This window comes from Streptomyces sp. 71268 (assembly GCF_029392895.1).
In the GTDB taxonomy this organism is placed as follows: domain Bacteria; phylum Actinomycetota; class Actinomycetes; order Streptomycetales; family Streptomycetaceae; genus Streptomyces.
Map to the genome: position 1 here is coordinate 1,670,989 of NZ_CP114200.1, position 14,497 is coordinate 1,685,485.

A 14,497-nucleotide genomic window follows, 5' to 3' on the forward strand; every position below is an offset into this window, starting at 1 on the left:
CCTCGACGTAAGGAACAGCCATGCACTCCCCAGCACCCGCCCGCGCCAGGATCAGCGTCATCGGCGCCGGGCCCGGCGGCCTGACCTGCGCCCGGGTCCTCCAGCGGCACGGCCTCGCGGTCACCGTGTACGAGCGCGAGCCCGGCCCGACCGCGCGCGACCAGGGCGGCACCCTCGACCTGCACGTCGACAACGGTCAACGCGCCCTGCGCGCGGCCGGCCTGCTCGATGACTTCTTCTCACTGGCCCGGCCCGAAGGGCAGGAGATGCGCCAACTCGACCCGTCGGGGTCGCTGTTGTTCCACTCCGCCCCGGAGGCCGGCGAACTCCTCCAACCGGAGATCGATCGCGGCCAGTTGCGCGACCTGTTACTCGGCTCCCTGGAGCCGGGAACCGTTCGCTGGGGCCGCGCCCTCGACGGGATCAGCGGACCCGCCGACGGACCTCGGCGCCTGCGCTTCGCCGACGGCACGAGCGTCGAAACCGACCTGGTCATCGGCGCCGACGGGGCCTTCTCGCGGGTACGCCCCGCCGTGTCCCCCGCCGTCCCCCGGTACACCGGGGTGAGCTTCCTGGAGGCGCGGTTCTCCGACGTCGAGCGCCGGCACCCCGAGATTGCCGCGCTGGTCGGCGCGGGGAGCGCCGCCGCGGCCGACGGCGATCGCGGCCTGTTCGCCCAGCGCAACGGCGGGGACGAGGTCCGCGTCTACCTCGTCCAGCGGGCCCCGATCGACTGGATCGCCGCGAGCGGCCTGGCCGCCGACGACACCGCCGGCATCCGCGCCCTGCTGCTGGACGCGTACGCCGCCTGGGCGCCCCGGATGCGGCGGTTGATCACCGACAACGACGGGCCCTACGTCGATCGCCCGATCCTCGCTCTCCCGGTGCCGCACACCTGGCCGCCCTGCCCGACGGTGACCCTGCTCGGCGACGCCGCCCACCTCATGCCCCCGCTCGGCGTCGGCGTCAACCTCGCCCTGCTCGACGCCAGCGAACTCGCCCTCGCCCTCACGAGCGCCACCACCGTGGCGGAGGCCGTCCGCGCGTACGAGGAGACCATGCTGCCCCGCTCCGTCGAGACGGCCCGCGCCCTCGAAGGCGGGGCGGAACACCTGCTGTCCGCCGAGGTCCCCGACTTCGGCCAGGCCGGCGCCGCCCACGGCTGAGCGCCCGCGACCCGTGGGCGGCGGCGTCGGCCAGCGGCGCCGAGCAGCCGAGCCGGCGCCCGCGCGGCGCGGCTAGTCCTGCCGCGCGGCGCGCCCGGGCAGCGCGGCCTCGATGAGGTCGGCGGCCTGCTCGGTCCCGCCCTCGGCGGCCGTGCGCTCCCGCATGCGGTGCACGGCCGCGGCGACCTCGGGGTCGGCCACCAGGCCGAGCACCGCCGCCCGCAGCGTGTCGGCGGTGGCCTCCGCCTTGGGCACGTGCCGGGCCACGCCGAGTTCGGCCAGCATGGCCGCGTTGCCGAACTGGTCGGTGGCCAGCGGCACCGCCACCATCGGCACGCCGCTGGCCAGCCCCTCCTGGCTGCCGCCGGCCCCGGCGTGGGTGACGAAGGCGTCGGCCTGGCGCAGGACGGACAGTTGCGGCACCCACGAGTGGACCTCGACGTTGTCGGGGATCGGGCCGAGTTCGGCGGGGTCCACGAACTTGCCGATCTGGAGCACCAGGTACCAGCCGGGCAGGTCGCCGAAGGCCGCGAGGCACTCGCGGTAGAAGGCGGGCTCCTTGGTCCAGGCGGAGCCCAGCGAGACGAGCACCACCTTGGTCTCCGCGTCCAGGTGCGCCGGGCGGTGCCACTCCCCCTGGTCGGCGCGGTCCCCCTGGCAGGCGCCGACGAAGGTGAAGACCGAGGTGTCGACCTTGTCGTAGTGCGGCTGGAGGGCGCTGGGGATGAGCACGATGGCGCGCTCGGGCATCCCGACCAGCCGGGCCGGGTCGGTGTGCGTCATGTCGTGTTCAGCGAGCCAGGCCGCGAAGCGGTCGTAGTAGGCGGCGCCGCGCGGGGTGCGCTTCATCTCCTCGAAGCCCTGGGCCAGTTCGGTCTCCTCGTACCCGTCCCAGACCACCAGGTTCGGCGTGAGCTGGATGGCGGGCACGCCCCAGCGGTGGGCCAGCATGGGCGCCGGGTACGAGGTGATGTCGTGCAGCACCAGGTCCGGTTCGTCACCGGCATACGCGTCGAGGAGCTGCGGCAGCATCTGCATGCCGTCGGCCAGGAAGTGCTCCAGGTAGTCGATGAGTTCGGTGCCCCACGCCTCCGGTTCGTCGTCCATCGGCAGGGTGGAGGTGTAGATCACCGGCTCCGCGCCGGTGGCGGCGACCTTCTCCGCGAACGAGGCGGGGATGGCGTAGGTGACCCGGTGGCCGCGGGCGACGAGTTCGCGGATCACCTCAAGGCTGGGGTTGACGTGCCCGTGGGCCGCGATGCTGAACATGGCGATGTGGGCGCGTTCGGTTGTCGGCATGATCGGGACTGTACGCGAGACGATACGTCTCGTGCAAGACGATACGTATCGTTCAACTGATTGGGTCCGCGCGGCGGCGGCTCGGGGGCTTCGGCAGCTCGGCGGCTGGGGCCAGGCGGCTGGACGCGAGGGCTGAGGGCTCGGCGGGCTGGGCAGGCCCGACCAGCCCCGGTCGGGGCGCTCAGCGCTGGTAGCGCGCGAGGACCAGGTTTCCGTCGGAGACCAGCCGGTCCCGCAGTTCACCGTCGTCGATCGCGCCGCTGTAGAACTCCTGGAAGGCGGGCGTGGCCACCTTGTCCTTCCACTCCGGGTAGCCGCGCACGGACTGGGCGGGCGCCGAGCGCAGGTGGCCGGCGAGCGCGGTGCCGGTGGCCCAGCCGTGGCGCGGGGTGCGCAGCGCCGGGTCGGCCAGCGCGGTGGTGCCGGTGGGCAGCAGCCAGTCGCCCCGGGCCAGCCGCACCATGTTCGCGGGCCGCAACAGGAAGTCGACGAAGGCCATCGCCTCCTCCTTGCGGCGACAGTCCGCCGCGATCGACAGCGTCTGCGGGCTGACGCCCTGTCGCTGGTCGCCGCCGGGGCCGGCGGGCGCGGGCAGCGCCACCCAGTCGAAGCCGTGCGGGGCCTGCTGGACGATCTGCTGCCGGTACGAGAAGCCGAGCGGCACCATCGCGTACCGGTCCCCGAAGAAGCCCGGCAGGGTGTCGGCGCCGCTCATACCGAGGGTGGCGCGGGACGCCGACCTCTCGCGCACCACCTGGTCGCGGATGGCGTTCGGCACCACCCGGTCGCGCGCCGTGTAGCGGATGGTGACCTTGCCGTCGTCGCCTCGGTGGAACAGCCGGCCGCCGGTGGACAGCGAGAGGTTCAGCGTCGCGGAGACCGGCTCCTTGAGCGGCCAGGCCACCCCGTACGTGGCGCCACGGGTGAGCCGCCCGGCGGCGTCCGCGAACTCCTCCCACGTCCAGGGCTCGCGCGCCGTGGGCAGCCGCACCCTGGCGGCGGCCAGCAGCCGCCGGTTGGCCATGATCATGCGGGGTTCCTGGAGGAACGGCACCCCGTACACCCGCCCGCCGAACGTCGCGGTCTGCCAACCGTGCGGCGGGATCTCGCGCCGCAGCCGGTCCGCGAGCAGGCCGCCCAGGTCGGCGAGGTAGCCGCCGTAGGCGAAGTCCGCGAGGTCGTCGGAGGCGTCGTGGATGATGTCCGGCGCCTCGCCGCCCTCGAAGGAGGTGAGGAGTTGGTCGTGCACGCTGGCCCAACTGCCCTGCACGTAGGTCACTCTGGAGCGCGGGTGAGCCGCGTTCCACTCCGCGACCAACTCCTTGTTGGCCCGCACCGACTCCCGCTGCCAGGCCAGCGAGAGGAAGCGCAGGCCGCCCCGGTCCCCGCTCGCGCACCCGGGCACCAGCGCGCCGACCCCGGCCGCCCCGGCCACGCCCAGCAGGCGCCGGCGCGAGGGGCGGCGCGGCGGCGGTGCCGTACGGGCCGGATCGTACGAGCCTCCCGCCATCAGTGCTTCACCGCCCCGGCCAGCAGGCCGCCGGTGATCCGACGCTGGATGAAGGCGAACAGCACCAGCGACGGCAGGGTCGCCAACAGCGCGGCGGCGGCCAGCGGGCCGAGGTCGGCGACGCCCTCGGTGCCGATGAAGTGGGTGAGGACGACCGGCATGGTCTGCTTCTCCGGGGACTTGAGCAGGACGAGCGCGAAGAAGAACTCGTTCCAGGCGGTGATGAACGTGAACAGCGCGGTGGCCACGATGCCGGGCGCGAGCAGCGGCGCCGTCACCGACACCAGCGTGCGCAGCCGGCCCGCCCCGTCCACCGCCGCGGCCTCCTCCAACTCGCGCGGCACGGCCCGTACGTACCCGGCGAGCATCCACAGCGCGAACGGCAGCGACCAGACCACGTAGACCAGGACGAGACCAGCGGGCTCGTCGATGAGCCGGAACTCCTTGAGGATCAGGAACAGCGGGATGATCACCAGCACGAACGGGAACGCCTGGCTGACCACCACCCAGCCGGTGGCCGCGCGGGAGAGCGCGGAGCGGTGCCGGGCCATCACGTAGGCCATCGGCGTGGCGATCAGCACCGAGACCGCGGCGGCGCAGCCCGCGGTGAGCAGGCTGTTGCCGGCGGCCCGCAGCAGCGGCTGCTCGTCGAAGGCTCGCCGGAAGTTGTCGAGCGTGGGCCGCTCCGGCAGCCAGGTCGGGTGCAGGGTGGCGAGTTCGGTGGGTGGCTTGAACGCGGTGGAGAGGAGCCACAGCAGCGGGAAGGCCAGGAAGACCAGGTAGCCCAGGAGCGCCAGGTACTGGCCGGCGCGCGCCGCCCGGCGTCGGCCGCGCCGGGGCACGCCGGCGCGCGGCCGGACCGGCGCGGTCTCTCCGGAGGCGCGGCCCGCCGGGTGGCCCGCCGTGCGGCCCGTCGATCCGGAGTCGGCTCGCTTCACTGGTCCGCTCCTCTCAGCCGTCCGACGAGGTACACGGCGAGCAGCACGGAGACGACCGCGACCAGGACACAGCCCATGGCCGCCGCGTAGCCGAACTGGCCGTAGCGGAACGCCTCCTCGTACGCGAAGAGCATCGGCAGCCGGGTGCGACCGCCGGGCCCGCCGCTGGTGAGCACGTACACCAGGGCGAAGGAGTTGAGGTTCCAGATGAAGCTGAGCGCGCTGATGGCCAGGGCGATGGGGCGGATGGCGGGCCAGGTGACGGTGCGGAACCTGCGCCAGGCGCCGGCGCCGTCCACGGCCGCCGCCTCACGCAGTTCGCGCGGTACGTTCTGCAACCCCGCCAGCAGGGCGACCGTGACCTGTGGCAACCCCGCCCAGACGCCCACCACGATCACCGCGGGCAGCGCGGTGGACAGCCCGGCGAGCCAGTCGGAGCCGTCGCCCAGGCGCAGGTCGCGCAGCGTCTCGTTGAGGATGCCGGCGTCGGAGTGGTAGACGAGGCGCCACATGATGCCGACGACGACCTCCGGCATCGCCCAGGGCACGATCGCCAGCGTCCGCGCCAGCCAGCGCATCCGCAGGTCCTGGCTGAGCAGCAGGGCGAGCCCGAGCCCGAGGAGGAACTGCGGCACCGTCACGCCCACCGCCCACACCAGGCCGACCCGGAAGGACTCCCAGAAGAGGGTGTCGTGGCGCAGGTCGCGGAAGTTGAGCAGGCCGATCCACTCGGTGGGTTCGGTGCGGCCCGACTGGGAGTCGGTGAACGCGAGGCCGATGCCGTACAGCAGGGGTCCCGCGCTCAGCAGCAGGATGGGCAGGAGTGCGGGCAGGACCAGGAACCAGGGCCCGAGCCCGGCGGGCCGCCCGCCCCGGCCCCGGCCGGCGTCCGACCCCGGGGCGCGGCCCCTGCTGGCTGGGGCGCGGTCCGGTTCGTCACCGGGCCGCGCCGCCTCGGTCGTCGGTCTCACGGCAGGGGGGCTCCTTCACGGCGCGGCGCGGTGGGGCGCGGCGGCCCGGACGCCGTCCGGGGAGCGCGGCACCCCGGTGCTGGGCATGGCTGGGGCGGGGCAGCCGCGCCTGGGGCGGGCGGTACCGTCCCGTGGTCACGGGGAGCGGGCGCCCGTCAGGAGGCCCCCGTCATCGTGCTGACGGTCCGTATCGCAGTCAAGCGGTACGCGCGCACGACCTCGACTCGCGCGATGCGAGACTGACCGCACAGGACCGGTCAGACTCAGGCACGACCAGACAGGACCGGGCGGGACCGGGCAGGACCAGACACGGTCAAACCGGGCCGGGCAGGACCAAGCGCGGCCAAGCACGACCAAGCACGGTCAGGCAGAGCCAGACAGGGCCAGACAGGGTCGGAGACGAGAGGACGGGCGCGGCGTGGGGCGTGACGGCGTGGGGAGCCTGGCGTGAGCGCGGGGTTCACCGAGGAGCGGGCCCGGCGGGTGCTGGCGGCGGCGGGGCTGGCGCGGACGCCGGCCGACGCGCGGCTGCTCGCCCTGGGCGAGAACGCGGTGTTCGCGCTGGCCAGCACCGTGGTCAAGGTGGGGCGCGAGAGCGGGCTGTGGGAACGGGCGAGCCGCGAACCGCGCGTCGCGACCTGGCTCGCCGAGCACGGGGTGCCCGCGGTGCGCCCCGCCGAGCCGAGGGCGCTGCTGGTCGACGGGCACCCGGTCACGGTCTGGCACCGGCTGCCGCCGGCCGTCCGCGCCGCGACCCCGACCGACCTGGCGGGGCTGCTGCGGCGAGTGCACGCGCTGCCGGAGCCCCCGTTCGCGCTGCCGCGCCGCGAGCTGCTGGGCGGCGTGGAGCGGTGGCTGCGGCTGGCCGGGGACGCGATCGACCCCGCCGACGCGGCCTACCTGCGGGCGCGCAGGGACGGTTTCGCGCAGGCCACGGCAGAGCTGACGCCCCATCTGCCGCCCGGCCCGCTGCACGGCGACGCGCTGCCGCGCAACGTGCACGTCAGCGCCGACGGCCCGGTCCTGGTGGACCTGGAGACCTTCGCCAGCGACCTGCGCGAACACGACCTGGTAGTGATGGCTCTCACCCGCGACCGGTACGGGCTCGACCCGGCGGCCTACGCGGAGTTCACCTCGGCCTACGGCTGGGACGTGCGCGAGTGGGAGGGCTGTGCGGTGCTGCGCGGGGCCCGGGAGACGGCGAGCTGCGCCTGGGTCGCGCAGCACGCGCCGGGCAACCCGAGCGCCCGCGCGGAGTTCGAGCGCCGGGTGGCGTCACTGCGCGCGGACGACCCGAGCGTACGGTGGTTCGCGCTGTGAGCGTCCGTTGGGGCGCGCCGTAGCGGTCGCACCCGCTTCGTAGCGGGACGCTCCATCCGTCCGCGGCGGCCCGACGCCTCGGGCCCGGCCCGCGGTCAGCCGGCTATCGCGGGCGCCCCGCGCAGCGGCCAGGCGCCGTCCACGACCGCGTCCTGGGTGCCCTTGCGGCGCAGCCAGGACTGGAAGTCGGCGGCCCATTCCGCGTACCACCCGACCTGTTTGCGGTGCAGCTCCCACAGGTCGAGCCCGGCCACCTGGGCGTGCCGCTCGGCGACCGCACAGGCGACCCGGGCCGCGGCCAGCGCGTCCGCCCGGGCCTCGTGCGCCTGGTCGAGCGGGACGCCGTAGTGCCCGCAGACGGCCTCCAGGGTGCGCTTGCCCTTGCGGTAGCGGTCGACGGACCGGTCGATCGTGTACGGGTCGATGACCGGGCCGACGTCGGCCCGGCCGAGCCGCTCGGCCAGCGAGGGCAGCCCGTGTCGGCGCAACTCCGCCGCCAGCATGCTCAGGTCGAACGCCGCGTTGTACGCCACGACCGGTGTGCCCGCCCGCCAGTGCGCCACGAGCACCTCCGCTATCTCGGCCACCACCTCGCGGGCCGGCCGTCCGTCGGCCGCCGCGCGGGCGTTGGTGATGCCGTGCACGGCGACGGCGTCCTGCGGTATCGGGATGCCCGGGTCGGCCAGCCATTCCCGGCCGCCCACCGCTTCCCCGCCCCGGACCTCGACGACCGCCGCCGTCACGATCCGTGCCTCGTCCGGGTCGGTGCCCGTGGTCTCCAGGTCGAAGCCGATCAGCAGCTCTCGGTGCCAGCCCATGGCGGCCCTCCTTCGTGGTGCGTCCCCCTGTTGTTCATCACCTTCCCACGCGCCACTGACAACCCGTCCGGCGTCGGGCGCGGCCGACCGCTCCGACCGGCCGAATACCCCAAGAAGCGCGGATATGCCCGAGTTGATGGGTTTTGATGGGAGGAGGCGAGGGGTCCGGCTCAGCCGATCGGGGCCAGCAGGTCGTCGCGCATGCCGTCCACCCGGGCTGCGAAGCCGTCCAGGTCGATGGAGTGCGGGTCCTTGCCGGCGGCGGCGCGGGTGTTCTCCATGACGGCCACGAGCGTGGTGGTGTCGGCCCAGGCGCACACGGGCATCACGAGCTTCTGCCCGCTCTGCCGCTTGATCACGACCTCGCAGGTCAGCGCGGCGTCCGCGCCGGGCGGGGTGATCTCCCGGCGCTCGACCCCCACCTCGGCGTTGTCGTTGCCCTCCAGCCCGCGGAAGAAGCTGTTCTTGGCGTACGTGGGGCTGAAGAAGGTGCCGTTGAGCCCGGTGACCACCATCTCCGCATCCCGGGGCGCGGTGGTGTAGCGCCCGGTGGCGGGCTTGACGCCGCTCGCCCCGCTGCCGTCGTCCGGCACCTGCTCGTCGGCCGACTCGCTGAGGTCCTTCTCCAGCGTGTACTTGCCGCCCTCCAGCGTCTTGGGAAGGACCACCTTGTACTTCGTCTTCGCGTCGCGGTCGGCGTCGGCCGTCGGGCTGGGCGTGGGCTGTGTCGGGCTCTGACTCGGGCTCGGCCGCTGACTGGTGTCGACCGAGGGGTCGTCGCTGACCTTGGACTCGTCCCGCTTGCCACCGCCGTCGTCGCCGCTCATCGCGAACACCACGCCGCCGATCGCCAGCAGTCCCACGAGCACGGCACCGACGACGATCGCCACGGTCCTGCGCGAACCACCGCTCGGCGGCCCCGGCGGCCCGCCCATCCCCGGACCGCCGCCGTACGGCGCGCCGTACCCGGGCCCGGGCTGGGCGTACGGAGACGGCTGGCCGGGCTGGGCGTACGGGGATTGCTGGCCCGGTTGGCCGTACGGCGACGGCTGACCCGGCTGACCGTACGGAGGCTGCTGACCGGGCTGACCGTACGGGGACTGCTGGCTCGGCTGACCGCCGTAGGGGGAGCCCTGTTGCGGGTAGCCGTAGGGGTTCTGCGGCGGCTGCGGCGGCCCGCCCGGCCCCGGTTGGCCGGCCGGCCAACCGTCTCCCGGAGCTCCGGACCCGGGCTGCTGCGGCGGGGGCATACTCACGTCGCGTTCCCTCTCCCACTTGTCAGGTCCGCGCAGCGTATCGCGCCCGCCGACGCCACGCGGCGGGTGCTCCCGTTCCCGGGCGGGGTCCCCTCCCCCGTCGGCCGGGCGCGGGGCTCAGGAGACCGGGCGTGAGTCCGCCCAGGCGCCCTCGAACTCCTCGCGGTAGACCTCAAAGAGGCTGTTGTCGGCGCCCGTGTCCGCCCCGCGCACCACCTCACGCTCGCGGCCACCGGCGCGCAGCACCAGCACCGGGGCCTCCATGCCGCGGGCCCTGCGCAGGTACGACTGGACGACGCCGACGCCGTCGGCCGAGTCACCGTTGATGAGGTACGCGGTCACCCGCGGGGTCTCGTCGAAGACGTGGATCTCGAACGCGCCGGGGTCCCGCAGCCGGGCCCGTACCCGGCGCATGTGCAGGATGTTCATCTCCACGGAGCGGCTGAGCTCGCCCTTCCTCATGCCGAGTTCCCGCTCCCGGCGGCGGACCGCGCTGCTGGCCGGGTTGAGGAAGAGGAGCCGCGTGCGGCAGCCGGTCTCCGCGAGCCGGATCAGGCGGCGACCCGAGTAGTTCTGTACGAGCAGGTTCAGACCTATGCCCATGGCGTCCAGCCGGCGCGCGCTGCCGAACAGGTCCTCCGCGGGCAACTGGCGCTGGAGCCGGACCCGGTCGGCGTGGACGCTGACCACGTCCGCGTACCGGTCCCCCACCAGGTCCTCGACCGCGTCTATCGGCAGCCGGTCGGTCGAGGGGCCGCCGGTCCCGCCGCCGAGGATGTCGAGCAGCCGGGCCGAGGCGCGCTCCGCCTGGTCCAGCACGTTCTGGGACAGGGCGCGGTTGCGCGAGACGACGTTGCGGGTGACCTCCAGCTCGTCGAGCGCGAGTTCGAGCTCGCGCCGGTCGTCCAGGTAGGGCACGAAGCACGGCCAGTGCTGCACCAGGAGTTCGCGCAACTGCGGCAGCGTCAGGAAGCTGACGACATTGTCGTCGGCCGGATCGAGGAGGTATCCCTTGCGGCGGCTGACCTCGCGCACGGCCACCGCGCGCTGCACCCACTCCTGGCCCGCCGGGCCAGCGGCGGCCACCACCCAGTCCTCGCCGTGCACCGGCTCGTAGATCGGTTGCAGCACCGAGGCCACCACCGCGCGCAGCCGCTGTTCGACCAGATTGAGCCAGATATAGGCACGGCCCGCCCGCCGCGCGCGCGTGTGCACCTCGGCCCACGCGTCGGCGCCCCAGTCCAGTTCCGCTCCGATCTCCACCGGCCTGACCAGGGAGACCGCGCCGGGAGGTGCGTCGGTGGCGCCGCCCTGCGGGGTGCTCTCCTCCCCAGATGGCAGCTCCAGCCCGCCCGAGCTCACCTGTGTACCGCCTTCCGCCCCCGTCCAACGATCAAGGCAGACTACTGCGACGCGGGGAGCCGGTGCAGCCCCAGCAGGTCAGCTGTGCGTCAACGCGCCACCGCCCGCCGCGCGTTGCCCCCACCCCGGCCACGCGGAGTGAGGCGATTCATAGTCGCACGCGGCGCCACGGCGCGCGGCGCCCGCCGCCGCCCCCTGCCCGCCCCGGACACGACTCCCACGCCCCCAGGCTCGCGCCCGACGCCCTCCCAGGCGATGGCCGATGCATTATGGTGCGGCACATCCCCCTACAGCACCCACATCGCCCCATATGGACACTTGTCACGCATGCGCCGAACGCCCAGCCGGGCGGCCCGGCGAGAGAAGTGGAAGAGTCGATTCATGCAGGTCTGGCCAGGACAGTCCTACCCCCTCGGGGCCACCTACGACGGCGCGGGAACCAACTTCGCGGTGTTCTCGGAGGTCGCCCAACGGATCGAGCTGTGCCTGCTGCACGACGACGGCTCCCACGAGACGGTCGAACTGCGCGAGACCGACGCCTTCGTGCGACACGCCTACCTGCCGGGCGTGATGCCGGGCCAACGGTACGGCTTTCGGGTGTACGGCCCCTACGCCCCGGAGTGGGGCCACCGCTGCAACCCGGCCAAGCTGCTGCTCGACCCGTACGCCAAGGCCGTCAGCGGGCAGATCGACTGGGACGAGGCGGTCTACGGCTACCACTTCGGGCGCCCGGAGCGGCGCAACGACCTCGACTCGGCCCCGCACACCATGTCGTCGGTGGTGGTGAACCCGTACTTCGACTGGGGCGACGACCGGCCGCCGCGCACCGACTACCACCGCACCGTCATCTACGAGGCCCACGTGAAGGGCCTGACGATGCGCCACCCGGGGCTCCCGGACGAGCTGCGCGGGACGTACGCGGCGCTGGCGCACCCGGCCGTCATCGAGCACCTGACGGAGCTGGGGGTGACGACCCTGGAGCTGATGCCGGTGCACCAGTTCGTCCAGGACCACCGGCTCGTGGACGAGGGGCTCGCCAACTACTGGGGCTACAACACGATCGGGTTCTTCGCCCCGCACAACGCGTACGCCTCCTGGGGCGACCGGGGCCAGCAGGTGCTGGAGTTCAAGTCGGCGGTGCGGGCGCTGCACGCGGCGGGCATCGAGGTCATCCTCGACGTGGTCTACAACCACACCGCCGAGGGCAACCACCTGGGGCCGACGCTCTCCTTCCGCGGCCTGGACAACGCCTCGTACTACCGGCTGGGCGAGGACCCGCGCACGTACACGGATACCACCGGCACCGGCAACTCGCTGCTGATGCGCCACCCGCACGTGCTCCAGCTCATCATGGACTCGCTGCGCTACTGGGTGACCGAGATGCGGGTGGACGGGTTCCGCTTCGACCTGGCGGCGACGCTGGCCCGCCAGTTCCACGAGGTGGACCGGCTCTCCTCGTTCTTCGACCTGGTGCAGCAGGACCCGGTGGTCAGCCGGGTGAAGCTGATCGCGGAGCCGTGGGACGTGGGCGAGGGCGGCTACCAGGTGGGCAACTTCCCGCCGCTGTGGACCGAGTGGAACGGCAAGTACCGGGACACGGTGCGTGACCTGTGGCGCGGCCAGCCGCGCACGCTGGCCGAGTTCGGCTCCCGGCTCACCGGCTCCTCCGACCTCTACCAGAGCGACGGCCGCCGCCCGCTGGCCTCCATCAACTTCGTCACCTGCCACGACGGCTTCACCCTGCGCGACCTGGTCTCCTACGACCGCAAGCACAACGAGGCCAACGGCGAGGACAACCGGGACGGCGAGAACGACAACCGGTCCTGGAACTGCGGCGTCGAGGGCGAGAGCCGGGACCCGGCGGTGCGCGAGCTGCGCGCCCGGCAGATGCGCAACCTCCTCGCCACGCTGCTGCTCTCGCAGGGCGTGCCGATGCTCAGCCATGGCGACGAGTTCGCCCGCACCCAACACGGCAACAACAACGCCTACTGCCAGGACAACGAGCTGACCTGGGTGCGCTGGCCCCGCCGCCCCGGCGGGGCGCCGGACGAGGAGTCGGACGGGGCGTCGGAGCGGGAGCCGGAGCGGGACGCGGGCCAGGTGCCGGAGCGGGAGGCGGACCGGGAGGCGTTGCGGATGCTGGAGTTCACCCGCACGCTGGTGTGGCTGCGCCGGGATCACCCGGTCTTCCGCCGTCGGCGCTTCTTCCACGGCCGGCCGGTCGCGGGCACCCACGACGCGCTGTCGGACATCGCCTGGTTCACGGCCGAGGGCGAGCCGATGCGCCAGCGCGACTGGCAGGCGGCGCACGCCAACTCGCTGATGGTCTTCCTCAACGGCAACGCGATCTCGGAGCCGGGCCCGCGCGGGGAGCGCGTCCGCGACGACTCGTTCCTGCTGATGTTCAACGCGCACAGCTCGCCGCTCGCCTTCACCGTGCCGCCGCGCCACGGCCAGCGCTGGCAGGTGGTGGTGGATACCGCCCGCCCGGACGGCGTCCCGCCGGGCGCCGGCCCCACCGTCGCGGCGGGCGACCGCGTCACGCTGGTGGACCGCAGCCTGCTGGTGCTCCGGCGCCCCTCGTAGGCGGCGCGCGTCGACACCTCGCGTGGGCATCACGCGCGGGGGTTGCTCGTGGGCACCGCTCGTAGGCGCCGCGCGTCGGCCCCGCGCGTCCGGGGTGCCTGCCGAACGCCGCGTCAGGCCGCGGGGGCGGCGGCGCCCGGGGCGGCCGCGGTGGGATCGGACGCGCCCCTGGCACGGGGGGCGTCGGCGACGCCGGCCGGGGCGCCGCTCGCGGTGGCGGCGGGCAGGGTCCGGCGCAGCTCGGCGACGAACGCCCGGGCCGCGCCGACCAGCTCGGCGCGCGAGAAGACGACCAGTTCGCGGCGGATCGGCGGGTCGACGCGCAGGCCGACGCAGCCCTGGATGCCGGCGATGACGTGCGCCGGGGCGGCCACCACGCCCGCGCCGGCGCGCGCCATGCGGACCGCCGTGGACGTGTGCTCGGTGTGGACGGCGTTGCGGGGCGTGAAGCCCGCGCGCTCGCAGATCGCGTCCATCGCGGGACGGCCGGCGACGATCGGCTCCAGGGCGCAGCGCACCCAGGGGCGGTCGGCCAGTTCGGCCAGCCGTACCGAGTCGCGGCGGGCCAGCGGGTCGTCGGCGGCCACGGCGATGACGATCTCCTCGGACCCCACCGGCTCCACCGGCCCCTGCCAGTGCGTGGGTCGGTGCCCGACGGCGAGGTCGGCCACGCCACGGTCCATGTGGTCGGCCAGTTCGCCGGCCGACGCGTACTCGCGCAATGTCAGCCGCATCCCGGGGTGCGCGCGCCGCCAGCGGGCGAACGTCTCCGGCAACACCCCCATGGCCACCGCGTGCACGCTGGCGATGTGCAGTTCGCCGTCGGCCGCCCCGGCGGCGGCCCGGGCCGCGCGGCGCGCCTGGCCCGCGCTGCGCACGGCCAGTTCGGCGTGCGGCAGGAAGGCGCGGCCCATCGGGGTCAGCCGCACGCCGCGCGGCAGGCGCTCCAACAGCGGGCCGCCCACCTCCCGTTCCAGCGCCTTGACCTGGTGGGAGAGGGCCGACTGGGTCACGTTGAGAGTCTCGGCGGCGCGCGTGAACGAGCCCTCCTCCACCACCGCGACCAGGTACTCCATCTGCCGCAGGCTCATCGCCGCCCCCACCTTCCTCGTCCGCCCTGCCGACACCGATCGCGAGGGCACTGCTCCGGGCGCGCCGGGGCGCGCGACGCGCGGCGTACCCGCGCCCCGGCGCGCCCGCGTCGCCCCCGCCCCCGCGTCGCCCGCGCCGAGGTGGCGCGTGCCACACCCGCCGTCCCTCCGTGACCGCCC

The 14,497-nt window shown here is 74.1% G+C and carries 11 protein-coding genes; 3 read left to right on the forward strand and 8 right to left on the reverse strand.

Features of this window, described 5'->3' with window-relative positions; all coding sequences use genetic code 11:
* Positions 1 to 20: 20 nt before the first annotated feature.
* Positions 21 to 1,166 (forward strand): NAD(P)/FAD-dependent oxidoreductase, encoded by a 1,146-nt coding sequence (locus OYE22_RS06075; RefSeq protein WP_277319452.1) that lies wholly within the window; start codon positions 21 to 23, stop codon positions 1,164 to 1,166.
* Positions 1,167 to 1,238: 72 nt separating this feature from the next.
* Here the strand turns inward: OYE22_RS06075 and OYE22_RS06080 are convergent, their stop codons facing one another.
* From OYE22_RS06080 to OYE22_RS06095, 4 genes are all read right to left on the reverse strand, one after another.
* Positions 1,239 to 2,465: a macrolide family glycosyltransferase gene (locus tag OYE22_RS06080; RefSeq protein WP_277319453.1), complete on the reverse strand. Its 1,227-nt coding sequence runs from the start codon at positions 2,463 to 2,465 to the stop codon at positions 1,239 to 1,241.
* Between the two features lie 181 nt (positions 2,466 to 2,646).
* A complete protein-coding gene (locus tag OYE22_RS06085; protein WP_277319454.1) occupies positions 2,647 to 3,975 on the reverse strand; it encodes an extracellular solute-binding protein in 1,329 nt (442 codons plus the stop codon).
* Positions 3,975 to 4,817 carry a carbohydrate ABC transporter permease gene (locus tag OYE22_RS06090; RefSeq protein WP_277324004.1) on the reverse strand — a complete coding sequence of 281 codons (843 nt, stop codon included), beginning with the start codon at positions 4,815 to 4,817 and terminating at the stop codon, positions 3,975 to 3,977. The genes OYE22_RS06085 and OYE22_RS06090 overlap by 1 nt, the downstream gene beginning before the upstream one ends.
* 92 nt (positions 4,818 to 4,909) lie before the next feature.
* On the reverse strand, positions 4,910 to 5,752 hold the full coding sequence (locus OYE22_RS06095; protein WP_277324005.1) for a sugar ABC transporter permease: 843 nt from the start codon (positions 5,750 to 5,752) through the stop codon (positions 4,910 to 4,912).
* 579 nt (positions 5,753 to 6,331) lie between these two features.
* Here OYE22_RS06095 and OYE22_RS06100 point away from each other — a divergent pair.
* Entirely contained in the window at positions 6,332 to 7,204 is an 873-nt protein-coding gene (locus OYE22_RS06100) for an aminoglycoside phosphotransferase family protein (protein WP_277319455.1), read from the forward strand.
* Between the two features lie 95 nt (positions 7,205 to 7,299).
* On the opposite strand, the gene OYE22_RS06105 is transcribed toward OYE22_RS06100, so the two are convergent.
* The 3 genes from OYE22_RS06105 to OYE22_RS06115 form a co-directional block, all read right to left on the reverse strand.
* Positions 7,300 to 8,022: a 3'-5' exonuclease gene (locus OYE22_RS06105; protein WP_277319456.1), complete on the reverse strand. Its 723-nt coding sequence runs from the start codon at positions 8,020 to 8,022 to the stop codon at positions 7,300 to 7,302.
* Positions 8,023 to 8,192: 170 nt separating this feature from the next.
* Positions 8,193 to 9,278, reverse strand: coding sequence for a hypothetical protein (locus OYE22_RS06110; RefSeq protein ID WP_277319457.1), 1,086 nt, complete (start codon positions 9,276 to 9,278; stop codon positions 8,193 to 8,195).
* Between the two features lie 117 nt (positions 9,279 to 9,395).
* Positions 9,396 to 10,640: an SAV2148 family HEPN domain-containing protein gene (locus tag OYE22_RS06115; RefSeq protein WP_277319458.1), complete on the reverse strand. Its 1,245-nt coding sequence runs from the start codon at positions 10,638 to 10,640 to the stop codon at positions 9,396 to 9,398.
* A 381-nt stretch (positions 10,641 to 11,021) separates the two neighbouring features.
* Here OYE22_RS06115 and glgX point away from each other — a divergent pair, with 381 nt between their 5' ends.
* On the forward strand, positions 11,022 to 13,226 hold the full coding sequence (gene glgX / locus OYE22_RS06120; protein WP_277319459.1) for a glycogen debranching protein GlgX: 2,205 nt from the start codon (positions 11,022 to 11,024) through the stop codon (positions 13,224 to 13,226).
* 113 nt (positions 13,227 to 13,339) lie between these two features.
* Here glgX and OYE22_RS06125 read toward each other — a convergent pair whose 3' ends face one another.
* On the reverse strand, positions 13,340 to 14,317 hold the full coding sequence (locus OYE22_RS06125; RefSeq protein ID WP_277319460.1) for a LysR family transcriptional regulator: 978 nt from the start codon (positions 14,315 to 14,317) through the stop codon (positions 13,340 to 13,342).
* Positions 14,318 to 14,497 lie beyond the last annotated feature (180 nt).

Bases quoted from the DNA above. Each gene is read 5' to 3' on its own strand.
- OYE22_RS06105 (WP_277319456.1), bottom strand. From the start codon at position 8,022: ATGGGCTGGCACCGAGAGCTGCTGATCGGCTTCGACCTGGAGACCACG.
- OYE22_RS06075 (WP_277319452.1), top strand. From the start codon at position 21: ATGCACTCCCCAGCACCCGCCCGCGCCAGGATCAGCGTCATCGGCGCC.
- OYE22_RS06080 (WP_277319453.1), bottom strand. From the start codon at position 2,465: ATGCCGACAACCGAACGCGCCCACATCGCCATGTTCAGCATCGCGGCC.
- OYE22_RS06085 (WP_277319454.1), bottom strand. From the start codon at position 3,975: ATGGCGGGAGGCTCGTACGATCCGGCCCGTACGGCACCGCCGCCGCGC.
- OYE22_RS06125 (WP_277319460.1), bottom strand. From the start codon at position 14,317: ATGAGCCTGCGGCAGATGGAGTACCTGGTCGCGGTGGTGGAGGAGGGC.
- glgX (WP_277319459.1), top strand. From the start codon at position 11,022: ATGCAGGTCTGGCCAGGACAGTCCTACCCCCTCGGGGCCACCTACGAC.